Raw genomic sequence first — 26,080 nt, forward strand, 5'->3', positions numbered from 1 at the left:
GAGCGGACTGGTAAAGAGATTAAAGAAGTGGGTGTGGTAATCCGGAAAGACGGTAGTGGCTTCATTAGTTTTGGCATTGAGAATAGCAGTTATATAAATAAGGTCACCTACAAGTATAGAAAAACAAATTCGTTATTCATAATTTTCAAAGGAGATATTTCATTGAGGAGCTTGACTGCAAAAACAAAAAAGTAGCAAAATAAAAAAAGCCATACTTAAGTATGGCCCGGTTAATTTTTATAAAATATTGAAATAAGGCTAAAAGGTTTTTTAAACTACATCGTCTGAAGTTGTCTTCGTAACAGTAACTCTGTCCGTACGACTTGCAGTGGTTGCACTATCGCCACGACCACGTAGTAATGCAACCAGCAGTAAAATAAAGACGGCCGCTCCAACCACCCAAACCCATGGTGAAGCATACCAATCACTCGACTCAGAAGTAACTGAGACTGACTTTGTAGTAGTGCTTGAACCCGAAGCTGAACTGCCATCTTGCGCCCAAAGAATAGTTTGAAAGAAGGCAATCATTAGCAAGGAAAGAAATGGCTTTAGCATCAAACCTTTTGAAATCTTTTTCATAATAATTTTTTTGTGGTTGATTAAAAAAATTTTGTTTTCCAATTCCATTTCGATTGCTTCAACAACTAAGCCAACTTAAATTTCAATAATATTTTCGTTTGATGAAAACGCTATTAAAAACATGTAAAGCTTATGGCAACAATAAGCAACTAAAGGGTAAAAAAAACGGCAGCTATTAGTCAATAGCTGCCGCTGTAAGTATCGTTGAAGTTTCTTATTCTTTCACTGTTGTATTCACCGCCGGTTTTTCATATTTCCATTCTTCTCTTACAAGTGTGTGTTTGATTGGATACACTTCATCACAAGTGTTACCGTCGTACAACCGGCCGTTTTTCATTACATACTTGATAGTGTTTGTATTCTTTATGTTGTCTAATGGATTTTTATCAAGAATGATTAAATCTGCTAGTTTACCAGTTTCTAAACTTCCAAGGTCTTTATCAAGACCAAGTCCTGTAGCCCCTAAGATGGTTGCCACTCTTAATGCATCGTGTGGCTTCATTCCTCCTGATTGCATTGCCCAAACTTCCCAATGATATCCTAAGCCTTGAAGCTGACCGTGACTTCCTATTCCTGCAAGACCGTTATTTTCAACCAAAGATTTCATTGATTTTGCGTGCTTTTGAAAAACGTGTTCTTCATCCATAAACCAGCTTCCACGTCTTCTTGTTTTTTCTGCCAGTTCCTCGTAAGGAGTAAAATATTGCAGCTTCGCGTCATGATAGGGCTTCTCTGTTTCGTAGAAATAGTTTTCCGCCCACGGGCCTCCGTAAGACACCAGCAAAGTGGGTGTTACTGTCATTTTCGCTTCAGCAATTGTTTTTACAACATCTTTATATAAAGGATAAATGGGGATGGAATGTTCGTGCCCCGGATAGCCATCAAGCAGGTTTGTGAGGTTTAATTTTATATCAAGACCCCCTTCTGTCGTAGGCATAAGGCGCTGGTTTTTTGCCGCCATTATAATCCATTGTCTTTGCTGCCGGTTTCCGGTCAGGTACATTTTTATATAGTTGGTATGGAAGTACTTGCTGTATTGCTTCAGGATACTTTCGGCCTGGGCTGAGTCTTTTATGTTGTAGGCCCAGTATCCAACTCCAGGACCGGTAGAATACACACGAGGACCTTCCATCATACCTGCATCTACCATGTCAGCATAAGTTAGTACATCGGTCGTCGCTGTTTGAGGATCACGGGTAGTGGTAATGCCATAAGCAAGGTTTGCAGCATAGATCCAGATTTGGTTTTTGTGCAAACCCCATTGCGGCCACATGTGCGAGTGTACATCAACAAAGCCGGGAATGATAGTCTTTCCAGCAGCATCAATTACCTGGGCAGTTGCCGGAGCGTTTAGCGAGCCAGTTTTACCAATTGCTTTTATGCGGTTATTTTCTACCAGTATATCTCCGTTTTCGATAATCTCTTCTTTATTCATTGTTATTATCCGGGCACCCTTAATTAACACCGCGCCTTTTGGGATATCTTTTGTGTAGTAGACTTTAACCTGGTTTTCTTCTGCCTTATATTTTGGGTCTTCTTTTGGTTTCAGGTCTTTTTTGAGTGAGTCTATTTTTGCAATTATCCTGTTTGATTTCATCGTGTCTCCCCGAAGCCCGAGCGAGTCAGCTTTCCTCCTGTCTTCAATTTTTTTTGCAACTCTCAGACTGTCTTCAAACGCTTCGGCTCTATCAACATCATATACAAAGTGCCCGTTGCCCAAACTAAAATGTATCTTTTTACCATTAGCTTCCCAGTTTGCAAATTCACCTCCTAAGTCTGTAACCTTTCTTGCAGGAAACTGTGCACTTGCAGGATCTGCCAAAGAAATATTAACTGGTTTGCCCGTTCTCGGAATGTTAACCATGTAAATCTCGTTGCTTACTTGTGCCAGAACACGACCTCCTTCAGGAGACATGGTAATTTGATCAGCGGTATTGGGTTTTACTTCAGGCTCCGTTACTAAATTTTCAGGAAGCAGGCAATTGTCTGATGCAGCAGAATATTTGGAAGAACGTTCAGCAAAGCCATAAGGTGTAATGCCCGTGATATGGGCGATTGTTTTTTCATCTGTCCCGTTCCATTGTATAGACAGGAGGTCCCCGGTGCTGTTGTTTAAATAGATGCGGTCTTGGCCCTTCACGAAATGCGGGTTACTTCTGCCACGAGAGTTATCGATCACTTTTATGTCTCCTCCTGCAGCAGGTATCCAGCAGATTTCATCTTGAGACATATTAAAGCCAGGCCCAACAGCCTCTTTGAATTGCTCTTTCGTACTCCGTTCGAAAACAATCTTATCGCCTTCGTTATTAAATATGGGGTTAAGATAAACGCCGGGCTCTTTGTTAAGCTTTTGAAGAACTGCTTTTCCCGTCGTATTTACTTTTATCAAGTCGCCACCCTTTGGCGCCCAGGTAATAAACACAATCGATTTTCCGTCTCTTGACCATGCAGGTTGTGCTTCAGTAAATTCGTTTGTTGTTAAACGCCTTGGAGTACCAGTCGGATAGTCCATCACATATAGCCTGTTCAACACTGTAAAAGCTAGTCTCTTTCCATCAGGCGATGGAACAGCATCGCGAATTTGGGTAGCCAAAGTTTTCAGGGTATCACTTACAGGATATTGAAACATCACTTTTGGACCTAACTCCATCTGCAGGTTTACAGTAAAAGGGATTTCTTTTTGTGTTGAACCATCAACGGGTATTGAGTACATTTTGCCGCCGTAAGAAGCAAGTAGCGCTTTACTATCCGGAGTAAAAGCCATCCCTGGTAACACACCCATCGTGGCAATTGATTCCTGGTCATCCCGTTGGACCGGGTATGCCAGCCACTTCTCATCTCCCGACTGAAGGTTGCGCAGGATGAGACCGGTTTTGTCTTCGTACCTGCTACCATATACCATCCATTTTCCATCTTTTGATACTGCGGGCGTAAATGCAGAACCATACCTGGAGGTGATAGTTGCTGTCTTTGCATTCTCCCGGTCGTACTGGCCCAACTCGTATTGTGGCAATTGCGCATTATAGTTCCATGAACCCGTTCTTCGGGAATAATAAATATATCTGCCGTCTGCACTTACAACAGGATCTATTGTTTTTATGTTTGGAGCATCTGTCAGTTGAGCCCCACTACCACCATTTTTGTGGATCATATACAACTGCTGGATGCGTCTTCCCTTACAATAAACAATGTATTCCCCGTCGGGTGTCCAGGTCGCATTGGCGAAATCCTGGCTCTTCTCTTTCGTTAGTTGTACGGTGTCTTTCTTTTCGAAGTCGATATACCAGATATTCTCAGAACCGCTCCTGTCAGAGATAAAAAGCAGTCGTTTCCCGTCGGGGCTAAATCGTGGATGAGACTCAAAAGAAATTCCCTTCATTACGGACGTTGCCGTGCCCCCTGCGACAGGTATTGTAAAAATGTCTCCCATCATATCAAAGACAATGGTTTGGCCATCCGGACTAATGTCAAGTGATGTCCATGTGCCCTCGGACGTGGTGAAATTGATTTTACGTTGAGGCTTTAATGGTAGCCCTTTGACCGTCTCATAGATTATGGTGTCTTTTTTAACGGTGTCTTTAAAGATAGGTGCAATCTTTTCAAAGGGCTTAAATGATGCACGCGACTGCATAAAGAACATTACGGTAAGCGCACTTACAACAAGTGCAAATAGTTTCAAGTGTTTCATGTACGATTTAAAGATTTGGGTAAAGCAAAGAGGCAAGTAATTGTTCGAGAGAAATCTGAGCTAAATATAGTGCGGACAATTTAAGCTTTAAAGGTTTTTGGTTTAATTTTTACCAAAGCCCATATGTTAGCTATTTGAAGAAATTGTTGGTGCTTACAAACGGATTCTTGTTGCGCACGTTAATTGAAAAACTGGTTTTGCCTTATGCCTGTAGTCTATAATTTGGGTCGGTTACCGCTCTACTTTTTCATACTTCTTCTTATCTCTGTTATAACATTGCTATTACTTTTCTTATTCTTAGTTTTGAATTTATGTGGATTATTTGCACGAAGGAATGGCGGCAGTTCTTTAGCAGCCTTACCGGTTATATTGCCATTATTCTTTTTCTGTTGTTAATGGGCTTATTCTTATTTGTGTTTCCTGACTCAAGTATTCTTGACTTTGGGTATGCGACTTTAGACAACTTTTTTAGCCTTGCTCCTTATATCATGCTTTTTCTTGTGCCTACCATTACCATGCGAAGCCTGGCGGATGAATACAAAAGTGGCACGTTCGAAATCTTAAAAACGTTGCCGCTAAGTCCTTCTAAAATTGTTTGGGGCAAGTATTTTGGCTGCCTCCTGGTAGTAGCGATGGCTTTGCTTCCAACAGTTATTTACGCAGTCAGTATCCAGCAATTAAGTTCGAAAGGAGGGATTGATGTTGGTAGCACTGTAGGCAGTTACATTGGTTTATTGATGTTAGGAGCGGTTTATACTGCGGTTGGTATTTGTACCAGCAGTTTTACTAATAACACGGTTGTCGCTTTTATCCTTGCGGCGTTTGTTTGTTTTCTGCTGTATAGTGGATTTACTGCAGTTAGTAAACTTCCTGTGTTTGCTAATGGTGCTGATTATTATATCGGAATGTTAGGTATCGATTTTCATTATAAAAGTATCAGCAGGGGCGTAATCGATACGAGGGATGTGCTTTATTTTCTAGCTGTGATTTTCTTGTTTTTGCTAATTACCCAGAGAAATATAGGGAGGAGGTAGACCCCAAGCTCGTGAAGGGGTAAACAGCAAACTTTGGGCTTTAACGGCGGAGCGTTAGTTTAAAGTTGGGTGGTTTTTTTGGCAGCGATCGTTTATAAAAACGCTACTTTTTTTTACACGTGGTAGTGAGGTCGGTGAATAAAGAATTAAAAGTACAAGGGAGTGACACAACGATGCTTAATTGAAATTGGGTAGCCGGGTATAAAAAAAGATTGGAAAAAATAATAAAATGGGCGAAAAATTATTGAAGAATAAATGGTGGTGGTTGTGGCTTTCAATGCTCTTTGTGGCGGTGATCTACGTGGCTTCGTTGACACATTTTAGAATTGACCTCACGAGGGAAAAGCGATTTTCTCTAAGTAACTCTACTAAGCGGGTTTTGAGAGAATTGGATGAGCCGGTGATGATTGATGTTTACCTCACAGGTGATTTGAGCGCGGGTTTTAAAAAGCTGAGCGTGGCGAGCGACGAGCTGCTAAGTGAGTTTAAAGAATATGCAAAGGGCAACTTACAGTACCGTTTTATAAGGCCGGGAGAAGGTTTGCCCGATACGTTGCGTTACCAGGTTTATGACAGTTTGGTAAAAATGGGCATTAAAACATTCAACAACCAGGTGACGGCTAGAGAGGGTGAAGAGAAAACTGAGCGGTTAATTTTTCCTGCGGCTACCGTGATGTACGGTGGACGTCAGCTTCCTGTTGACCTAACGAGCGGAAAGAGCGGAATGGATGAAGAAAGTACGCTGAACTACAGCGAGGCTCTACTTGAATTTAAGTTTGCTGACGCGATAGATAAGCTAACGAGAAAGGAGTTTCCGATAGTTGCTTACGCCGCAGGGAATGGCGAACCATTGCCTCCGAACGGAAAGATTAAGGACCTGTTTGTAACGATGAGCAAGAACTATAGGTTTGGGGTGATCGATGTCAGATCGGGCAGACTAGACGCTGATACCATTAATGCGCTCCTGATTGTAAAACCTGCTGAAGCATTTACGGATGCTGAAAAGTTGAAAATAGACCAATACGTAATGCACGGTGGAAACGTAATCTGGTTTGTAGATAAGTTGTATGCAGAAATGGATAGTCTGCTCCGTGCTCAATCCGACTTTGTCGCTTTCGATAAAAACCTGAACCTCGATGATATCTTATTTAAATATGGCGTTCGGATAAACGGCGACCTGGTGCAGGATTTAAAATCAGCGAAACAACCATTGGTGGTTGGCCAGGTAGGAAATCAGCCACAAATACAACGCTTGCCCTTTCCGTACTACCCGCTGCTCAGTTCGCCATCTACCCATCCCATTGCCAAAAATTTAGACGATGTGCTGAGTATTTTTCCGGGGTCGATTGATACTGTAAAGGCTAGCGGAATAAAAAAGACAATCTTGTTGGCAAGCGATACTAACAGTCGATCTCTAAGTACACCTGCTATCGTTAGTCTCCAGTCCGTGAAGAATGAAGAAGATTTGAGGCGGTTTACAAAAAGCTATATCCCCATTGCGGTTTTACTTGAAGGAAAATTTACGTCCCTATTTGCTAATAGACTGACCAACGAATTACGGGACTCGCTCGCAATGTCTACTACGAAACCTTTTTTGCCTGTTTCTAGCAAAGAGGGAAAACAGATTGTCGTGAGCGATGGAGACATCGTAACCAATGTAGTTACCGAAAGTGAAGGCGCTTTGCCAATGGGAGTGCAGCAGTACGAGAATTATCCTTTTGCAAACAAAGAGTTTCTGATGAATGCTGTAGACTACCTCGTAAATCCCAACGGTGTATTGGAAAGCCGTAGCAAGGATTTTACGCTGAGATTGTTAGACAAGGAGAAAATCACCAATCAGAAGACGTTGTGGCAGCTGATAAATATCGGGTTGCCCATTTTAATTGTGTTGTTATTTGGTTGGATATATCAATTGAAACGAAAAAGAGATTTCGCCGCGTAGCTTCAAGCTTTGAAGCTTCTATTGGCCTTTTTCTTATTTCCATTAATTTCCTTTATAGCGCGGGGCGCCTCTCGAATTGTCTCTTTGCGTTCCAATTATTCGACTTGTTTCTTGAGATTTCAGTCCGGCTTTTCAATGTATTTTTGTCGCTCATATATATTTTTCAATGTCAGTCAATCAGATCACCTATTTAACTTTCGTCATTGTTTTAGTTGCTGCCTTGGTGCTTGATTTGGGTTTGCTGAGTAAAAAAAATACCACGATCACTATTAAGAAAGCCTTGTTTCAGACAGCCTTCTGGATTGCTTTGTCGCTGGCTTTTTTTGGTTTTCTATGGATCGAGAAAAGTAGCATTGTTGCTGCGAAATTCATCACGGCGTACTTAATGGAGTGGAGCCTGAGCATTGACAACATTTTTGTTTTCATCCTTATTTTTTCTTTTTTCAACGTGAAGGAGTCCGATGCCGGGCGAGCCTTACTCATAGGTATTCTGTTGGCCATCGTTTTTAGAATTCTATTCATCGCTTTGGGTATCGAACTTATCGATCGCTTTCATTGGATTATGTATTTTTTCGGGGCATTCCTTATTTATACAGGGTTCAAGCTCTTTTTTCAAAACGAGGAGGAGGAATACCACCCTGAAAACAGCAAAGTGTACCTTTTTATGCGCAAGATGTTCCGCCTTACAGACGCAGAACCTAAGGGACGTTTCATCATTAAATCAAAAGGGAAAATATTTTTTACGGTCTTAAGCATGGTGGTGGTAATGCTTGCTGCTACAGACATTGTTTTTGCGCTCGATAGCATTCCTACTGTGGTGTCACTGGTGCGTGAAAGTCCTGATGTTCCTTTTTCGGCTGATGATATATTGGTTATCTATTCGTCTAATATTTTTGCAGTGTTAGGCTTAAGAAGCCTGTTTTTTTTACTAAGGGGGGCCGTGGATAAATTCAGCTACTTACAACAAGGTATAGCTGTAGTACTGGTTTTTATTGGTGTAAAAATGTTGATTGAATATTTCGACATTCATATATCTATTTATATCTCCCTGGCTGTGATTGTGGTTTGTCTTGTTTCGGCCATACTTTTCTCCATGTATAGAAACAAGAAAAGTCGCAGCGGCGTTTCCGAAAATTTGTAATACAGTCTAATATTTTGCGACTTGCCATATTCAATTCAAGAAATATCCGGGGTTATAAGCGACGATGCAATAATCGCAGACGCTGCTACTACAATTGAGTTCCTGCTTATCGACAGCCGGCGTTTGGTCTTTCCTGAATCTACCTTGTTTTTTGCCCTAAGTAGCCCAAGAAGAAACGGTGAAACGTTTATTGAAGAACTGTATAAATCGGGCGTTAAAAGCTTTATAGTGTCACGAAATTTTGATGCATCCAACTTTACCACCGCCAATTTTTTATTTGTTGATGATCCGCTGAGAGCACTGCAAAAGTTAGCCGCATTTCATAGGAAGCAATTTCAAATACCTGTTGTTGGCATCACCGGAAGCAATGGTAAAACGATTGTCAAAGAATGGTTGTACCAGCTGTTGCAAGATGACTATAACATTGTTAGAAGCCCAAAGAGTTACAATTCACAGATTGGAGTTCCGCTAAGTGTTTGGCAACTAAATGAGACACATACGCTTGCCATTTTTGAAGCGGGTATTTCAGAGGTCGGAGAAATGGATGCGCTCGAAGAAATCATTCAACCAACCATCGGCATCCTCACAAATGTTGGTGCTGCTCATAGTGCCGGTTTTGCGAGTAAAGAGCAAAAAGTAAAAGAAAAACTGAAGCTCTTTCACCGCGCTTATACAATTGTTTCCAACAACCAGGATACTGTTATTAACTCGGTAATTTCTCAAAGAAAAAAGGAAGATCTTTTTATCTGGGGAAGTGGCGACGCAGACCTCAAAATTGTTGACATCGAAAAAACTGCTAAGCAAAGTGTTATAGCAGCAATTTATAGTGGTAGAACGGTTTCGATTTCAATTCCCTTTACAGATAATGCCTCAGTTGAAAATGCAATTACCTGTTGGTCTTTGCTGTTGTACTTACACGTAGACGAGGAGGTAATCAAGAAGCGGATGCTTCGGCTGCAGTCGGTCGAAATGCGGCTGCAACTTAAGCGGGGAATCAATAATTGTTCAATAATCAATGATAGTTACAGCAATGACTTAAGCAGTCTTAGAATGGCACTTGAGTTTCTACACCAGCAGGCAGGCAACCAAGCTACCACCGTTATTCTTTCCGACCTCGGTGACACGTCAAGTTCTGACGAACAGTATCAAAAAGTGTTGCAGGCCCTTTTGCAACATAAAGTCCAGAAGTTTATTGGGATAGGCTCAAGGTTACTTGCCTTGCAGTCCTTTTTTCAAGATGCCATTCCTCAATCTTTCTTTTATAATTCAGTAGAGTCGTTTATTCACCAGTTTCTTAATATTCGTTTTCGGGATGAGGTGATATTATTGAAGGGCGCGAGGTCTTTCGAGTTTGAACAAATAAACCTGCTTTTTGAACAAAAGGTTCATCAAACAGTACTCGAAGTAAACCTGTCGGCCATGGCGCATAACCTGAAGGAATATCAACGGTATGTTCAGCCAACAACCAAAGTAATGGCAATGGTGAAAGCGTTTAGTTATGGCAGCGGCAGCGCAGAAGTGGCAAGCGTATTACAGTTCCACAAAGTCGATTACCTGGCTGTAGCTTACGCCGATGAAGGAGTGGAGCTTCGCAAAGCAGGCATACATATGCCGATTATGGTAATGAACCCGGAGGTGATTACTTTTCAATCGCTGGTTGAGTACAACCTCGAACCGGAAATGTATTCTTTCGCAATTTCTAAAGCCTTTAATGATTACCTGCAAAAAGAAGGTCTGCAGCAATTTCCTGTTCATATTAAAATCGATACAGGCATGCACAGGCTCGGCTTCGAGGTGGAAGATATAGATGATCTAATTCGCTTTCTGACGGCAAATCCACGATTAGTAGTAAAGAGTGTTTTCAGTCACCTTGTTGCTAGCGAGAACACGGCACACGATGCATTTACACAGCACCAGGCTGAGGTTTTTTTGCAGGTATGTGAGCAAATAAAGAACGCAATCGGCTATTCTTTTATCCGCCACATTTCAAATTCAGCCGCCATTTTTCGTTATCCTCAATACCAGTTTGAATTGGTTCGGTTAGGTATCGGGTTATACGGGGTTGATAGTAGTGCTGAAAAGGTATTATCACTACAACCTGTAGCTACATTACGTTCAACAATTGCACAAATTCGTGCGGTGAAAAAAGGCGAAACTGTGGGTTATAGTCGCAGAGGTTTGGTAACGCGCGATAGTTTGATAGCAACCATCCGGATTGGTTATGCAGACGGTTTCAACAGGAGATTTGGAAATGGTGTTGGCCACGTATTTATCAAAGGAACGCTTGCCCCTGTAATCGGCAGCGTGTGCATGGACATGACGATGATTGACATCACCGACGTACAGGGTGTAACTGAGGGAGACGTGGTTGAAATTTTTGGTACAAACCTGCCTATAGAAAAACTGGCTCAGTTGTGCGATACCATTCCTTACGAGATTATGACGAGTGTGAGCCAGCGTGTTAAACGGGAGTATTATCAAGAATAGTTTTGTGACAAGCTATAGAAATATTATTCAACATCCTTGTGTCACTCCCTTCAGCCGCATTTTTTCAATTCAAGCTATTTCCCACCAATTTTTGTTCTGTAATTATTCTCATTTCTTCTTCAATTCTTTAAGTCTTTATAGCAGGCTGGTCTCGGGAAGAAAAAAGAGCAATGCTAAGATTTCGGCTTTTTAACTGTACATTTCATTAGCCATAGTCAAGCAATGAATTCAGACAAAATCTTCTTTAGTTACTCGAGAACAGATGCCTCAGATTTTTCATTAAGACTTGCGCTTGATCTTAAAAAGGAGGGCTTTAATATTTGGATTGATCAGAAAGATATTAGGGCAGGATCAGAGTGGGATCTTGAAATTGAAAAGGCATTGGAGACATGTGATTGTCTGTTGTTTGTTCAATCAACAAAATCAGTAACGTCTGCAAATGTTTTAAATGAAGTCTACTATGCACTTGACCAAAATAAGAGAGTAATACCACTACCCATTCATACTTGTAAAACCCCTTTTAGGATAAAGCGATTAAACTATATTGATTTTACTTCCGACTATGATGCCGGTTTAGCTATGCTAATAAATGAGCTAAGGAGTGAACCAATTGAAGATATACACGAACATCAGGAAGAAGATAAGTTTAAAAGGTTTTCAAAGCTTTTATTCTCTAAGACCTCGAAAATTGTTATGTCCGTTTTTTTACTAGTTATTATTTCAGTCTTTTTCTATACAAAAACTAAAAAACCAGTAAGCAGGTCTAATGAAGAAATTAAAAATACACTAGAGAACTTTGCAGGTAACTATACGTTAGTTGATGTTAAACCCGATGCAAGATTAAAAAGAGGGTATCTTAAAATTGAAAAGGCAGAGGAGAAAAAAGTTAAGATCCGCACCAACTTTCAGTTCTACTATTTCCGAACAAACGACACCGCCTTTTTCGATATTTTAAATGGATTTGCAGAGTGCGCATCATGCGAATTAAAAGATGAAATGCGTTTTGCAGATAAGAGAATTGATATTGGAGCCAATCGATATAGAATTTCAAAGATAGCAGAGCGGGGAAAAAAGCTAGGAGACACTACTTTTAGTGCGGGCTATAATAGTGCCATTCCTGCTTCTGTAATCCTACATATAATTGATAGAGACACTCTTAACATTAAAGTGACCTTGTCTGTTTCTACTCCTATTTCCGGAGACTTTGTGGTTGACCCTTTTATCTACACATTCACCTTTAAAAGAAATGATGATTAAAAGGTTTAAACCTTTCTCTTAGATGTGTCGCAAGCGGAGGTCGTTATTATTCCGGATCTTTTGGATTACCAGTCAAAGGATTAATCGTTCCTTCTTCTTCAAGTGGCTCTTTAGGATCAAAAAAACCTTTTAACTCTGTAATCTGTGGATCGGTCTTATTCGTTTCTATCCTTTTGGCGTCTCTTTGTTCTTTGTCATCTGCAGACTGTTCTTTTGAATTTGTTGATAAGCTCATAATAATTTGTTTTATGACTAAACAACAAAAGGGGTAAGTAAAGGTTCAAATGTCAAATACCCATTATGTGAGGCTGCCGTTCCTTTCCATCTTATTTTGAATTCATTTGTTCACCTCCGTTTTCCTGCGAACGCGGCGTATACATTTCCTGCATTTTATCCATTGTGCTTAAAAGATTTTCAGTCATGCTCTTTTCCATCAACATCGCTTCTGCTTTATTTCCTTCTAACGAATTGTAGAAACGAATCTGCTGGGTAAGATCCTTTTTTATTGACCCACTTACCGTTTGCACAAGGTCTTTAGCGTCGGCCCTATAGCATGCCTCTAAAAATGCCAAAGAGTTCCGGTTATGCATATTGCCTGTACTGATATGGCCATAGGGGAAATTGTATTCAGGCATCATTTTATCTGCCTTGTGTAAAAATTTTCTTGCTTCTTCTTTCCTGCCTTTTGCGCTTAAGTCAAAAGCGAGTTCTGCATAGGAGCTGCGGATAGCAATCAACTGACGCCGGTTAGGTTCATCAAAATAAACACCCGGAATATTTGCGTTACCACTTGCAAATTTGTTCATCAGCTTATCCGCCATCCAATCAGTATTAATGTTGTCGCCTTCTACAGGAACAAACCGATACGCCATTCCATCTTTTCTCAAGTATCGACCAAACCCTAACTCGTCATACTGTGTAGTGAAATAAATTGGCCGTTTCCATTTATTTGCCGCAATAACATTCAAAACTGCAAGGTCATTTTTCATCAAAATATCTTTCGGAATATCAAACCTTACCTCACTCGCCACAGTGTCTTTTGCATTTACTGTTCCATTTTGTTTTACAAGATTAACATCAACTGGTATAGACACTTTATGAACCGGGAAAGTATTGATCATATCACTGCCGCCGGCAGGCATCATCTTACTTTGGTCATCGCTTCCAACATAATTCTTTAGCAGGTCGTACAGATCGAAATACTGGTTGTTATTTATTCCCGGTAATGGTCGGTAACGGATATAGTCTCTTTTGCGACCCTGTATCTGTTCGGGTCCCCAGATCAAATCCACCGGCTCACTCTGGTTAATCTTATACCGCATTTGATTTATGTACCAATCCGTTCCTGCCAATGGATTAATCACCACCCTTACATCCGGACGAATGCCCTCGACCTCCTGTGCATACCAGAGCGGGTAGGTGTCATTATCTCCCCCGGTAAAAAGAATAGCATTAGGCGCGCAACTTTCCAGGTAGTCTTTTGCTGAATCTCTTGCCAGTTGCTTCTTACTACGATCATGGTCATCCCACTCCTGCGCGCCCATTAGCACAGGCACTGCAAGCAGGCAAACTAAAGTTGCGAGATTCGTTGCAAGGGTTCGACTCAGCTTTTGCGACAGCCATGCTATAACAGGTAAAACACCTAAACCTATCCAAACAGCGAAGGCGTAAAATGAACCGACATAAGCGTAATCCCTTTCCCGTGGTTGGTAGCCCGGCTGATTCAAATAGATCACGACAGCAAAACCTGTAAAAAAGAAGAGAATAAATACTACGTTGAAATCTTTCCCTGATCTTCTATATTGATAAACCAGTCCGGCGGCTCCAAGTAAAAATGGGAGCAGGAACAGCTTGTTGTGTGCTTTATTATTTTTACTGCTGTCGGGCATCAGGCTTTGATCGCCATACAAAAGGTTATCAATTAAAGGGATGCCGGTAATCCAATTTCCGTCTCTTACGTTTGCAGGAAACATTCCTTGTACATCATTTTGCCTTCCCGAAAAGTTCCACATGAAATAGCGGAAATACATCCAATAAGTTTGATAGCTCACAAAGAATTTCAGGTTATCACTAAAGTCAGGATCTCTTTCAAAAGTGCCGTCCGTGTTCTTGCCAATATTTAAAAATTGAGCATAGTAGTCCCTGTGATTTTGGTCGTTGCTTGCATCCCAAACCCGGGGAAAAAGCATCATTTGGTTTTCGTCGTACACGTAATGTCCATCCTTTCCATTCTCTGCATATTTGTTTTTTGTTTTGATATACTTCGTCGAAGTTTCTTTAAAATCTATCGGATCTGCTGTAAACTTTTGACCGTACAACAACGGAAAATCTCCGTATTGCTCCCTGCTTAAATATCCCTGCAAACTCAAGGGGTTATCTACATTAAACATATCAACAGCAGGGTCGGCATTACTACGAATCATTGTCGTGATGTATGTGCTATACCCAATCAGCATGAAGACAAACGACCAGAGGCCCAAACCAACGAAGCTGTAGTTTTTCTTTTTTGCCCACCTCAGCCCATACACGATCAACCCGGCAAGCAAAACAAAAAAAGCAATAAAGCCACTGAAAAAAGGCCATCCAAGGTTATTCACGAAAAACACATCAAAAGAGCCGGCCCAGTTAATCGTGAATTGGATAACAGCTTTTTGAACAATACCAGTGATGATGCAGCCAACAACAAAAGCTATGAGGGCGCCTTTCTTTGTCGGCTTGTATCGCTTGTAATAATACACCATTACAATGGCGGGAATGGTCAACAGGTTAAGTAAGTGAACGCCGATGGAGAGGCCAATCATAAAGGCGATGAAGATGATCCATCTGTCAGCACTGATGCCAGTTTGGGTTTCATTGTCTACTGCATGTTCCCATTTTAGTATTGCCCAAAAAACAATGGCCGTAAAAACTGAGCTTAGTGCATATACTTCCCCTTCCACGGCGGAAAACCAGAACGAATCGCTGAATGTATAAGCCAGCGCACCTACTGCGCCTGCAGCCATAACCGCAATTACATCGCTACTTTGTAGAGCTTGTTTTCCCTGATGAATAATTTTTTTCGCGAAATGAGTAATCGTCCAAAAAAGGAAGAGAATAGTAAAGCCGCTCATTAATGCACTCATCACGTTTACAGCTTTTGCGGCAGTATTTGGATTATCGCCAAAAATGATAATAAAGAAACGTCCAAGCAATACAAACAATGGTGCTCCCGGTGGATGAGGAACCTGCAATTTATAAGCGGTGCTCACGAGTTCTCCGCAGTCCCACAAACTTCCACCAGCCTCAGTTGTTAGCAGGTACACGGTGCAAGCAATCATACAAACAACCCACCCTGTAATGTTATTAATACGACTATAATTCATTGTGTTTATTGTATTTTTTTAGGCAATAGATTTCCTTATCCAGCAGTGAAAGTTGTTGCTGGAGAGTTTTTTGATCAAAAAATAAGATGGTAGTTACCCGCTCTTTAATTTAGGTTTCATCGCGAAACAGTTAGAATTGTAGTTGTAGGTTTCAGGCAATAGGAATGCTATTAGACATCGTTGTGTCACTCACTTTTACATTTTATGTTAACTCACCTTTTAGAGCTGTAATGTTTCATAGTAAGGCGAAATCACCTGTTGAACAAGCTTTTAGTAAGCATGATTCTTCAAACAGAATTTATATTTCTTAAAGCTGCTCTTTAACTTTCGATTAGATGAAAGTTTGTATGGCTGAAGAAGTATAGAAGCGACTTTCGTTCTCCATATTCATCGCGCGATCTAAGGAATAGAATCGATTGAGCTTTGGGTCATTGCCGTAGCTACGAATTGAAATAGCGTCCTTTCTTTTTATAGCTGCAATACCTGGTTCCAGGTTTATTTTTACTTCAATTGAGAAGCTGTTCGCCACCGACGCCGTGTCAATCATAAACCTGATTGCGTTGCTCTTTAAATTGATATAGCCGTTCTTTTCCAAAAGACTCTTTAGCCTGTCTTTCTCATTTTGAATAAGTGTAAGGTTAAGTAGTTCGCCCGGCTTTAATAACGACTTATCCTTTTCTTGTACCACGATTGCTTTCACCTTTTCGTCAGGGATAGAATAGGTAAGTGTGCTTAAAGTAAAAGTCTCAGTAGTAACACTTGCTACTTTATCTGTTTTAGGGGCAACTTCTTTGCTATTCCTAAAGGCAAGCAACAACACAACTACCATGGGAACGAGCAATGAAAATTTTAATAAGTGCAGCTGAGATGTTTTTGATTTATTCATCATTATAATCCTGGTCTTCAGAGAAGAAAACTTCAAACTGCTTGCAATAGATGAAGGGATTTCGCCTGTAACTTTTAGCAACAGGTACTGGTAGCTTTTTCTGTCCACACCCCTTGTTACTACCGCATCATCTGCAATAAATTCAAGGTTTTCCCTTACCGCTTTTTTTATCATCCATGCAAACGGGTTATACCAGTTGAGAACGCAAATGATCTCGAGCACTAGCATGTCTAACGAGTGTTTCTCCTGCACATGAATTCGCTCATGTTTTAAGATGTCATGAAGTTCTTTCTCGCTATAGTTATTGACGTTTATAAAGATGTTATCTAAAAAAGAAAACGGGAGTATTTGCTGAGGAATGTTGTAAACGATGTCATCGCCAATAGCCACCACCGTCGACTGTGCTTTGATTTTTTGAATTGAGAAAAACTGTACTAATAATCTAAAAACTAATGCAATGGAAACGAGGAGAAAAACAACAGAAACTATCTGCCAATACACCACCATACCCGCGTTATTACTTTCAGCACCAATCTCAATTGCATGAATTGATGGGATTTCATTGACAAGAGAAATAACGCTCTGCTCCTTAGGCTGTATGAATACACTCACGTTAATAAACGGCACAACTAAAGATAGCAGCGAAGACGCCAGTAGGAAGTACCTGTTCCATCTATAATAAGTCATTCTTTTCAGTAGCAACGTATAGAACAGAAAAACGATGGCGAGGCTGATAGAGACTTTTAGTGCGTATTCGAAATAGACGGGCATAATCGTTTATTTATTTTTTTTCTTCAATAAGGGCGATGATTTCTTTCAGTTCTTTCGGATTCAACTTTTTTTGTGACACAAAAAAGTTGACCATTTCTTTATAGGAGTTATTGAAATAACTCTGCACAAAACCTTGCATGAATTGTTGCTTATACTCTTCGGCTTGAACTACGGCTTTGTACAAATAAGTATTTCCCAATAAACGGCTGGTAACAAATCCTTTCTTTTCCAGGTTTTTAATGGTAGATGCAAGGGTAGTGTAAGGAGGTTTTGGGTCAGGCATTTGATCAAGAAAGACTTTCACATTTCCCTCTTGCAGATTCCAGATCACCTGCATCAACTCTTCTTCCTGCTGAGATAATTTTTCCAAGTTCGATGTTTTCGTAAAATTACGAATAGTTCGTAGATCGCAAAATTTATTTTTATTTTTTGCCCGGTGGTTTTTTCTTAAGGTGTTAGTTTGGCGTAGGGTGAATTTTTTTGGATAAGAGGAGCTTAAAAGAAATAATTGCAAAGGCTTAATTTTTGCAAAAAACTTAAAAACTAATAATTCGTATCAACATGGAATTAAGAAAATTAGGAGAGTCGGAGGTAATGGTTACACCGATGGCTTTTGGTGCATGGGCTATTGGAGGTTGGATGTGGGGTGGGGCAGAAGAGAAGGAGGCAATCGAAGCGATCAAAGCGGCGGTTACAGCTGGTATTACCACCATTGATATGGCGCCTGTTTACGGTTTTGGTCGAAGTGAAGAACTTGTCGGTAAAGCGATGAGCGGCATGGCAAGAGAGTCTTACCAGATACTTACAAAGTTTGGTATGAACTGGCAATCAGAAGAAGGTAAGTACTTTTTTGATTCTGTTGACAATGATGGCAATCCTTTTAAAATGTATAAGTGGGCGTCGAAACAGAAAATAATGCAGGAGTGTGAAGACTCTCTTCGCCGGCTAAAGACTGATTATATCGACCTCTACCAAATACATTGGCCCGATAGTACAACGCCCATTAGCGAAACATTTGAAGCTGTGCAAAGGTTGATCGAACAAGGAAAAGTAAGGGCCGCAGGAGTTTGTAACTACAATGTGCGGCAGGTAGATGAAGCCTTGAAGACAATCAAGTTGGCCTCTAACCAGGTTCCGTACTCAATGATCAACAGGGATATAGAAATGAATGTAGTTCCGCAAGCAATTGAGCACAACATGGGAATCATTGCGTACAGCCCTTTACAAAGAGGTTTGTTAACAGGGAAAATTAAACCAGGCCACCAGTTCAACGAAGGCGACACAAGAGAAGGCAACCGTTTTTATACTGACGAGAATATTGAAAGAACAAGAAAGCTGTTAGAGAAGATTACTCCCATAGCTGAACAGCATGATGCGACGATTGCACAGCTTGTGATCAATTGGACTATTCACCGTCCCGGTGTTGCGTGTGTGTTGGTAGGGGCAAGAGATGCGAAACAAGTAAATGACAATGCTCAGTGCATGAGCTTCAGCTTAACAGAAGGTGAAATGAACCAGGTAACAAATGCTGCTGATGAATTTAGCCTTGCTGAAGAAAAGGTGCTGTAATGTTGCAAACCTCGGCACAAAAAATCAGGCATTTCTTGTTGCCACTGTCCACTCACTGCTTTGTAACATCAGTAGCCGTATCACGTTTTGATTCCAATTTTTTATCCTGTTGGTTACCCTTTATTTTTGAATGGATTTCGAGTGCTGGAAAATATTGAGTAAAAAGATTAAAAGTACAAGTGAGTGACACAACGATGTTGATATATATTCAAAAGCCAAGTACAAAATAAAAATAACGAGCTATGTTAATGGAGCAAACAATGCGCTGGTATGGTCCTAACGATCCTGTAAGCCTGCAGGATATCAGGCAAGCGGGATGTACAGGAGTTGTTACGGCACTGCATCACATTCCTGTTGGCGAAATTTGGTCAACGGAAGAAATAGACAAAAGAAAAGCAGAGGTGGAGGCAGCGGGGTTGACATGGACCGTGATTGAAAGCTTGCCTGTGCATGAGGAAATCAAAAAGCAGATAGGCAACTACGCTCAATATATCGACAACTATAAACAAAGTTTACGCAATGTGGCTACCTGCGGATTAAAGGTTGTCACTTATAATTTTATGCCGATCCTCGATTGGATGCGCACCGATATCTCATATACGATGAAGGATGGTAGTAAGGCTTTGTATTTTGAGAAGGCCGCTTTTGTAGCTTTTGATCTTTATATCTTAAAACGTCCCGGTGCTGAAAAAGATTATACGCCCGAACAAATTGAAAAGGCTAAGCAACGCTTTAGTTCGATGACGGACCAGGAAAAAGATGTGCTGTATACAAATACGCTGCTTGGGCTGCCGGGTAGTGAAGAGCGTTTTACCGAAGAGCAGATCTTAGCTGCGTTGAAAACCTATGAGGGAATTGATGCGCATAAATTAAAACAGCATCTTTTTTATTTTCTTCAACAAGTTGTTCCGGTTGCTGAGGAGGTAGGTTTAAAGATGGCTATTCATCCTGATGATCCTCCTTACCCTATTTTGAGTCTGCCGAGAGTGGTGAGTACTGAACAGGATGCGCAAGAACTGTTAGCTGCGGCTCCATCTCCTGCCAACGGGTTATGTTTCTGCACCGGATCTTATGGTGTTAGAGCAGACAACGACTTGCCGGGAATGGTGAAACGCTTAGGTGATCATATTCATTTTCTTCACCTCCGCAACACACGGAGAGATGAGGAGGGGAATTTTTATGAAGCGGACCATTTGGATGGAGATGCCGATATGTACGCGGTAGTAAAGGAGATTGTAATGGTGATGCGTAAGAGAAAAGTTTCTATTCCGATGAGGCCCGATCATGGTCACCAGATGCTGGACGATTTGAGGAAGAAAACGTATCCCGGATATAGTGCCATTGGACGCCTTCGCGGACTTGCTGAATTAAGGGGATTGGAATTAGGGATTTCGAGAAGTATAACTTCTTAAATACGTTAAGTGGTTAGATTGGTAGCACTTTCTAGTTTCGTAAGAACAAAATGGTAGGCGCTATAAATCGATCTTAGTTTATCCAAATCAGTTATTCCGGTTTCAATAATTAACTCAAGGAAAGGTTTGTTTTCTGCACCTGCTGAAGAATGGTGAGTAGTAATCGCGAAAGTAAAATTTTCAAGATTTTGTATAACTGTTCTTACAGATGGATCTGCAAAGACATTCCTGACTTTGTCTTTGTCATTTGTTTTTATAATTACCTTTTTATCAAATTCTTCGTAGCCAATTTCGACATCCTGCATTCCAAAAAATTTTCCAATTTCATCTGTAAAATGCTCCTGGTGTATGGCGAAACGAAAGTCTGTTGACGCATGCAAAGGAGCAGTAAACGAGGTAGTTTCGTAACCACTTTCGAAACCGCCGCCAAGATCAATATCTATATCTAAAACAATCTGCTGATTGCCGTGTTCAATTACAACCTTATACTCCAGAGGATCTGGGTTTTGGGCAAACTGGTTACTTACCTGTTGCCAAATTTCTTCTTCTGTTGTCCCCCTAACAATGTTGTCTTTGTCCATAAGAATGCTTTGTCTTTTTGTTTAAAATTAATTATTGTTTTGATTTTGTAGCTATCAGAACGAGTAAAAAACATAAGCAAGGTTCCTTCTTTTTTTAAAGCTTTTTTTGTGTAGTCGAATTTTGCTTGTAGACTTTTGAGGCTTGAAAACATCGATTCCCCATCTTTCTTCGAATGGGAATTTCTAAAGCGAAACATTGAAAGCAAAATTGTTATAAGACAAGTAATGCAATAGGTTGAAGATGAAAAATTTGATAATGTATTAAGATGGGTATATCAATTAATCTTATACGTTTCGTAATGTAGCAGAAAGTGGGACTTGGAACTGTTTTTGAAGAACAGGTAGAGGTTACAGCCAAACCAAGATCTATGACGAACAATGTTTATAAGGACGCTTATCCTGGATTGTTAGAAAAGGTTGTTTTAAGCGTGGATGATAATGAAATGAACCAGCTTGTTATTGCTAAAATAATGACTAATGCAGGAATGAAAACAGTTACTGTTCCGAACGGGGCAGAAGCAATAAAAAAATTAAAAGAAGGTCTAAAGCCGGATTTTATTTTAATGGATCTTGAGATGCCGGTGATGAACGGCATGGAAGCATCAGAATTTATTAGAAGAAATATTAGTTCTCAAATACCCATTATTATAAATTCTGGATCGGTTTCAGACGTGCAAAAATGGAGATTGAGAAGACTCGGTATAGATGAATTTTTAGAAAAGCCTTACAGCATGAAAGATGTGTTTTCCAAATTGTCTAAATACGCCGCTGTCTGCCCTGCGTAAGACCACTAGCCGCCATCATTATCGTCAGGATGCTTGGTCTGTAGATTTAGATGTACTTCCCAGCCACTATAGTTTGAAACCATCTCGACATCGGCCTGGAAGTTTTTATATCTCTTATCTTCCAACTGAAAATTTAGAGTGCTTACTGCAAACTTCAAGTCTTCGGTAGGTTTTTCCAAATTACCCTCAAATCCCACCATGCTTTTATCTATCCAACGCACCTGGCTTTTCTTTACGAGCCTGAAAACATTTTCATATACCCTGGCGGCTTCTTTATAGTCATCGCCTTTGTACATCAAACCCTGCCAGCTAGCAGTGGTGTCGGCTTTCGAATGATATTTATAGATAATGCACTCACTTGCTCCCGGCAGTTTTACCGTTGATTCATATGTTTCAGTTTCGCCTGCGCTAACCAGCGAGTTGCCTTGGATGGTTGAAAAGTTTACCCTGAAGTCAAGCACTATTTTCTCAAGTGCGTTAGAAAACTCTGGTGAGGGAAGAACTGATTTATAAAATTGAGCGTTGCAAAAATTAGCTGTAAATAATGTCAATAGTAAGACGAAGCCGCTTTTTCTCATAGTATTGGTTGAAGACGAGGATATTGATATAAACTTATTGGCAATTAAGATCAAATGTTGTTATTAAAAAGGTTGCCTGGTTACAACCTTGATAAAAAGTTTGATAACGCTCAGTTGCTGAAAGTAATTGTGAATAAATTATTTATTTACCAGTTCCTGCAATCTTCTTCCAAGAACGTTTTGTAGTTCCAAGAGTCTTTCATCTGACGAGTCCTCTATTATAAAATCAATTTTGTTTTCATTTCTTACTTCATAGTATAAATCTGTTGGAAGATCTTTTGCAAGCTCCTTATCATTAATGTGCACAACAATATTTCCATTGTTTTTTGGCCACTCTACATCTGCTTTCCTTCTTTTTTCTTCAAACTCAAAATATAGCATCATGACTTTACCGGTTGTTTTATTTATTAATTCTGCCTGCAAAATTGCGGCAATAGAAGCATTTGGTTTTCGTAGAATGGCTTAATTTTTTTTGAAGTTGGCGCTTTTTGAAATCCCGATTTTTTTCATGAAATTTTTCTTTCAAACAGCAATAAATACTAAAACTTTTGCATGAGGTAGCTGTTAGTAATAAGAAAAAAGCATATGAAAAAAGGAGACAAAGTTCATTGGAACTGGGGCAAATCGCAAGCAGAAGGAAAAATTGTTGAAAAATCAGAGAAGACAATTAAAAAGAAGATAAAGGGTACGGAAGTAAAGCGAAAAGGAAGTAAAGAAGAGCCATCCTATGTGATAAAGCAAGAGAATGGAAATGAAGTGGTTAAATCTGAAAGTGAATTGACCATGGGAAGTAAAGAAGAATAATTTTTTAGAAGTTCTTACTATTGATCTTTTTATGGAGATATTTCGAAACCAGCGAAATTGAAAATAAAAAGAGGCTGTTTCAATTAGAAACAGCCTCTTAAAACTTATTAAATATTTCACTAGTAATTCTTGTAATAAGAATATTCTTCTTTTTTATACAACGGTTTAGCAGCAGGATACAAGATGTCTTCAGCTAATTCGTAACCTTCTTCAGCGATCTTATCAAGCCTTTCCATTACACGGTGTCTTTTTGCTCTGCCAGCCAATAATACAACTAAGCCAATTACTGCTATTGATGTTATTCCTACTATAAGTATTTGCCTGTGTTTCATTCCTTTAATTTGTCGTTACAGTTATATTATCTCCTGCAAAATTAAGATTTTAAGTATTCATTCGACAGTTAACCCACTGAATTTAGCAATTGTTTTTTGACCAATTCATCAATTTGGCAAACCCCGGTTTTCGTACTTCCATCATTTACTTGCAATTAAAACACCAAGGCATTACAGGTCAATTTTTACTTGAGATTTAAAGTCTCTAAACGACTCTACTTTACTAGTTGCCCAAATAAAAAGCCCGGCCTAAACTAAGCCGGGCACGTGACTATATGGTGATAGAATTATTGGTACTGAATATAAATAGGCTTTGGCTGGAAGCTCAATACTTCCTGCGGGGAGTATAGCTGATCCGCACCTGACCTGATATCATTTTTATAAAAAATCTTAAAGCCCGTAAATTGAACAGGGTCTCTTTTTTCATATAAGAGATAAGAAGACTTTTTCAAAATCTTATCGCCCCATCCATCCATGTCCATTACAATTTGAACCTGCGGCACTCTTTTAATTCTTTGATAGTCTCTTATCATAGGATTTGTAAAGCGGTGAACCACCAGGATTTTTGGAGGAATATTGTTCTTCTTAACGATGCCAGCCAGGTAATCAATCACATAATTAATGTCGTCAGCGTTGTAAGTACCGATTACAGAACCGGGCTTTCTGCCACCCTTACCCAGCATCGCAAATTCGGGATCGACGCCTAAATGAACATTAGGCATGCTCAAATATTTCTCGAAAAGTGGAACTTCTGCAGGAAGCGTACTTAGACCCACCTGGATGTCAACAAAAGCAAGTCCGTTGATTTCGTTTGCCCAATTGATGATAGTATCAATTTGATGATAAGGCATACGCGCCCTGAATTTGCCGTCTTTCCCTGGTGCACCTTGCGCCGTTACTGCCACGTAGTGTAGTGCAGGTATTACTGGTAAACTTGTATCTGCGGCCTGCCAGTTTTTAACTTCACCTTTTAGCTTCGCAATCATTTCATCTTTCGGATATTCTCCCAGGGCGCCCATTCTTTTTGAATACAGGTTACCATAAAACGCGACGATCCTATGGTACGGCAAAATCGCACCCGGCGTAGGATAAGGAGCCTTTACCGGCCATTTTCCTGATGAATCACCATTTGCAAGTTCATGAAGTATTCTGTCATATGCAGCCGTATCAATCGGAGTCATTGACGAAAAAGGTGTAGCGTTTGAACCGGGATTTGAAGCGGAAGCAGGGGAGTTTGATACAACCGTGCCGGCTGAGTCTCCTTTTTTCTCATTAGTAGCCTGGCTATTTCCGCAACTAGTCAACAGAACTAATAAAAACGGAATAAAACTTCGATTTAGTGTCTTTCTCATATGGCCCAAATATATTTAAAAATCATTCCTCGCCTAATTAATCTGATTAAAAAACGACCTGCTCCAATAACGAAATGTGTATTTCATGTTAGTAGAAATATAGGCGCTGTCGGCTCTTTTCTGTGAAATATCAAGTACTTAAAACGATATGTGTGGACGTCTGAAATGAAAACTTATTCTTATTTTGGCTTGATTTGAAAACTTAAGAAGACAGACATGAAATCATTTTTTGCTATACTGCTCTCATTATCATCTTTCGCCGCTGGCGCGCAATTGACTAAGGCCGAAAAGAAGATTATTGACAATGTAAAAAAGCAAATGCCTCAAACGCTACAAACCCTTGAGAGGCTCGTAAATATCAACAGCGGTACACTAAACGTAGAAGGTGTAAGGAAAACAGGAGATATACTGAGGAGTGAATTTAATAAAATAGGATTTACTACAGAATGGATTTCCATGCCGGATTCGTTGAAACGAGCGGGCCACCTCGTAGCCTCACGGAAAGGAAAATACGGTAAGAAGCTTTTCTTAATTGGTCACCTCGACACGGTCTTTGAACCGGATATGCCTGCTAATCCTTACCGGGTTTTAAATGACTCTACAGCTACCGGCCAGGGAGTAAACGATATGAAAGGGGGAGACATGGTTATTCTGGCTGCGCTAAGGGCACTTAATTCTGCCGGGCTTTTAAAGAATACTACCATTACCGCATATTTCACCGGAGACGAAGAAAAGTCAGGATCACCTGTAACTGTAAGCAGGGGAGATTTTATTGCGAGAGCACAGCAGTCAGATATAGCGCTTGCTTTCGAAGGTGCAGGAGGCCTTCACTCAGTAGCTGATGCGAGACGCGGCTCCAGCGGTTGGCAGCTAAATGTATATGGAAAACAGGCGCATTCGTCTGGCGTTTTCAAAGTAGGGTATGGTGCTATTTATGAGGCTTCACGAATTGTAAATGAATTTCGCCAGCAGCTAAGCACCGAAAAATACTTAACCTTCAATCCGGGAATTTTTGTGGGAGGTTCTGAACTTAATTATGACTCTGCCGCTATTAAAGCGCAGGTTTCAGGAAAGACTAACATCATTTCTCCTGCAGCATTTGTTCAGGGAGATCTTCGTTTTTTAACCGAAGAGCAAAAAAAAGCTGCGAGGGAAAAAATGCGATTGATAGCCGCTACTAATAACCTTGCAGGTACCCAGGCAGAAATTACATTCGAGGACGGTATTCCCTCAATGGAACCGACAACAGGCAACCGTAATCTTGTACAAATACTGGATAAAGTGTCTACAGAAATGCGGGTGGGACGGGTAAGAGCTGGCGACCCGGGAGCAAGAGGTGCAGGTGACATCTCGTATGTTGCAAGATTTGTAGATGGGCTCGACGGATTAGGAGCAAGCGGTGTCGGCTCACATGCGCCGGGCGAAACGATTAACCTAAAAGAGTTTCCGGTGTTGATACAAAGAGCGGCGTTGTTTATTTATCGCCTTACCAGGAAATAGTAGCTGAGAGCGGAGCGGAG

21 protein-coding genes are annotated in these 26,080 nt (G+C 40.4%); 10 read left to right on the top strand and 11 right to left on the bottom strand.

Annotated elements, in window-relative coordinates:
- Positions 1 to 270: 270 nt before the first annotated feature.
- Both SAE01_RS01030 and SAE01_RS01035 read right to left on the bottom strand, forming a co-directional pair.
- Positions 271 to 579 carry a hypothetical protein gene (locus tag SAE01_RS01030; protein ID WP_147201671.1) on the bottom strand — a complete coding sequence of 103 codons (309 nt, stop codon included), beginning with the start codon at positions 577 to 579 and terminating at the stop codon, positions 271 to 273.
- Between the two features lie 214 nt (positions 580 to 793).
- A complete protein-coding gene (locus SAE01_RS01035; RefSeq protein WP_218029042.1) occupies positions 794 to 4,267 on the bottom strand; it encodes an amidohydrolase family protein in 3,474 nt (1,157 codons plus the stop codon).
- A gap of 311 nt (positions 4,268 to 4,578) precedes the next feature.
- Between SAE01_RS01035 and gldF the strand changes: the two genes are divergently transcribed.
- The 5 genes from gldF (at position 4,579) to SAE01_RS01060 (ending at position 12,128) form a co-directional block, all read left to right on the top strand.
- Entirely contained in the window at positions 4,579 to 5,301 is a 723-nt protein-coding gene (gldF, locus tag SAE01_RS01040) for a gliding motility-associated ABC transporter permease subunit GldF (RefSeq protein WP_147201672.1), read from the top strand.
- Between the two features lie 229 nt (positions 5,302 to 5,530).
- Positions 5,531 to 7,243: a gliding motility-associated ABC transporter substrate-binding protein GldG gene (gene gldG / locus SAE01_RS01045; protein WP_147201673.1), complete on the top strand. Its 1,713-nt coding sequence runs from the start codon at positions 5,531 to 5,533 to the stop codon at positions 7,241 to 7,243.
- 166 nt (positions 7,244 to 7,409) lie between these two features.
- Positions 7,410 to 8,384: a TerC/Alx family metal homeostasis membrane protein gene (locus tag SAE01_RS01050; RefSeq protein WP_147201674.1), complete on the top strand. Its 975-nt coding sequence runs from the start codon at positions 7,410 to 7,412 to the stop codon at positions 8,382 to 8,384.
- A gap of 21 nt (positions 8,385 to 8,405) precedes the next feature.
- Complete coding sequence (locus SAE01_RS01055) at positions 8,406 to 10,871, top strand: bifunctional UDP-N-acetylmuramoyl-tripeptide:D-alanyl-D-alanine ligase/alanine racemase (RefSeq protein WP_147201675.1); 2,466 nt, start codon at positions 8,406 to 8,408, stop codon at positions 10,869 to 10,871.
- A 222-nt stretch (positions 10,872 to 11,093) separates the two neighbouring features.
- The gene (locus tag SAE01_RS01060) at positions 11,094 to 12,128 is read left to right on the top strand and encodes a toll/interleukin-1 receptor domain-containing protein (protein WP_147201676.1); all 1,035 of its coding nucleotides are present in this window, start codon (positions 11,094 to 11,096) and stop codon (positions 12,126 to 12,128) included.
- Between the two features lie 46 nt (positions 12,129 to 12,174).
- Here SAE01_RS01060 and SAE01_RS01065 read toward each other — a convergent pair whose 3' ends face one another.
- From SAE01_RS01065 to SAE01_RS01080, 4 genes are all read right to left on the bottom strand, one after another.
- Positions 12,175 to 12,363 (bottom strand): hypothetical protein, encoded by a 189-nt coding sequence (locus SAE01_RS01065; protein WP_147201677.1) that lies wholly within the window; start codon positions 12,361 to 12,363, stop codon positions 12,175 to 12,177.
- A gap of 91 nt (positions 12,364 to 12,454) precedes the next feature.
- Complete coding sequence (locus SAE01_RS01070; RefSeq protein ID WP_147201678.1) at positions 12,455 to 15,490, bottom strand: glycosyltransferase family 117 protein; 3,036 nt, start codon at positions 15,488 to 15,490, stop codon at positions 12,455 to 12,457.
- A gap of 331 nt (positions 15,491 to 15,821) precedes the next feature.
- Positions 15,822 to 17,147, bottom strand: coding sequence for a M56 family metallopeptidase (locus tag SAE01_RS01075; RefSeq protein ID WP_147201679.1), 1,326 nt, complete (start codon positions 17,145 to 17,147; stop codon positions 15,822 to 15,824).
- A gap of 10 nt (positions 17,148 to 17,157) precedes the next feature.
- Positions 17,158 to 17,517, bottom strand: a complete 360-nt coding sequence (locus SAE01_RS01080; RefSeq protein ID WP_147201680.1) for a BlaI/MecI/CopY family transcriptional regulator — start codon at positions 17,515 to 17,517, stop codon at positions 17,158 to 17,160.
- Between the two features lie 191 nt (positions 17,518 to 17,708).
- Here SAE01_RS01080 and SAE01_RS01085 point away from each other — a divergent pair, with 191 nt between their 5' ends.
- Together SAE01_RS01085 and uxuA are read left to right on the top strand one after the other, a co-directional pair.
- Complete coding sequence (locus SAE01_RS01085) at positions 17,709 to 18,716, top strand: aldo/keto reductase (RefSeq protein ID WP_147201681.1); 1,008 nt, start codon at positions 17,709 to 17,711, stop codon at positions 18,714 to 18,716.
- 248 nt (positions 18,717 to 18,964) lie between these two features.
- Positions 18,965 to 20,128 carry a mannonate dehydratase gene (uxuA, locus tag SAE01_RS01090; protein ID WP_147201682.1) on the top strand — a complete coding sequence of 388 codons (1,164 nt, stop codon included), beginning with the start codon at positions 18,965 to 18,967 and terminating at the stop codon, positions 20,126 to 20,128.
- 5 nt (positions 20,129 to 20,133) lie between these two features.
- Here the strand turns inward: uxuA and SAE01_RS01095 are convergent, their stop codons facing one another.
- Complete coding sequence (locus SAE01_RS01095; RefSeq protein WP_147201683.1) at positions 20,134 to 20,709, bottom strand: hypothetical protein; 576 nt, start codon at positions 20,707 to 20,709, stop codon at positions 20,134 to 20,136.
- Between the two features lie 368 nt (positions 20,710 to 21,077).
- Between SAE01_RS01095 and SAE01_RS01100 the strand changes: the two genes are divergently transcribed.
- Positions 21,078 to 21,494 carry a response regulator gene (locus tag SAE01_RS01100; RefSeq protein ID WP_147201684.1) on the top strand — a complete coding sequence of 139 codons (417 nt, stop codon included), beginning with the start codon at positions 21,078 to 21,080 and terminating at the stop codon, positions 21,492 to 21,494.
- 5 nt (positions 21,495 to 21,499) lie between these two features.
- Here the strand turns inward: SAE01_RS01100 and SAE01_RS01105 are convergent, their stop codons facing one another.
- Positions 21,500 to 22,072 carry a hypothetical protein gene (locus SAE01_RS01105; RefSeq protein ID WP_147201685.1) on the bottom strand — a complete coding sequence of 191 codons (573 nt, stop codon included), beginning with the start codon at positions 22,070 to 22,072 and terminating at the stop codon, positions 21,500 to 21,502.
- A 138-nt stretch (positions 22,073 to 22,210) separates the two neighbouring features.
- Positions 22,211 to 22,456, bottom strand: a complete 246-nt coding sequence (locus SAE01_RS01110; protein ID WP_147201686.1) for a hypothetical protein — start codon at positions 22,454 to 22,456, stop codon at positions 22,211 to 22,213.
- A gap of 201 nt (positions 22,457 to 22,657) precedes the next feature.
- On the opposite strand from SAE01_RS01110, the gene SAE01_RS01115 reads away from it, so the two are divergent.
- The gene (locus SAE01_RS01115) at positions 22,658 to 22,876 is read left to right on the top strand and encodes a hypervirulence associated TUDOR domain-containing protein (RefSeq protein ID WP_147201687.1); all 219 of its coding nucleotides are present in this window, start codon (positions 22,658 to 22,660) and stop codon (positions 22,874 to 22,876) included.
- 119 nt (positions 22,877 to 22,995) lie between these two features.
- On the opposite strand, the gene SAE01_RS01120 is transcribed toward SAE01_RS01115, so the two are convergent.
- Positions 22,996 to 23,208: a hypothetical protein gene (locus tag SAE01_RS01120; protein ID WP_147201688.1), complete on the bottom strand. Its 213-nt coding sequence runs from the start codon at positions 23,206 to 23,208 to the stop codon at positions 22,996 to 22,998.
- 287 nt (positions 23,209 to 23,495) lie between these two features.
- Positions 23,496 to 24,560, bottom strand: coding sequence for a hypothetical protein (locus SAE01_RS01125; RefSeq protein WP_147201689.1), 1,065 nt, complete (start codon positions 24,558 to 24,560; stop codon positions 23,496 to 23,498).
- Positions 24,561 to 24,776: 216 nt separating this feature from the next.
- Between SAE01_RS01125 and SAE01_RS01130 the strand changes: the two genes are divergently transcribed.
- The gene (locus SAE01_RS01130) at positions 24,777 to 26,060 is read left to right on the top strand and encodes a M20/M25/M40 family metallo-hydrolase (protein ID WP_147201690.1); all 1,284 of its coding nucleotides are present in this window, start codon (positions 24,777 to 24,779) and stop codon (positions 26,058 to 26,060) included.
- The last annotated feature ends 20 nt before the right edge of the window (positions 26,061 to 26,080 follow it).

The organism is Segetibacter aerophilus, assembly GCF_007991655.1.
Classification (GTDB): domain Bacteria; phylum Bacteroidota; class Bacteroidia; order Chitinophagales; family Chitinophagaceae; genus Segetibacter; species Segetibacter aerophilus.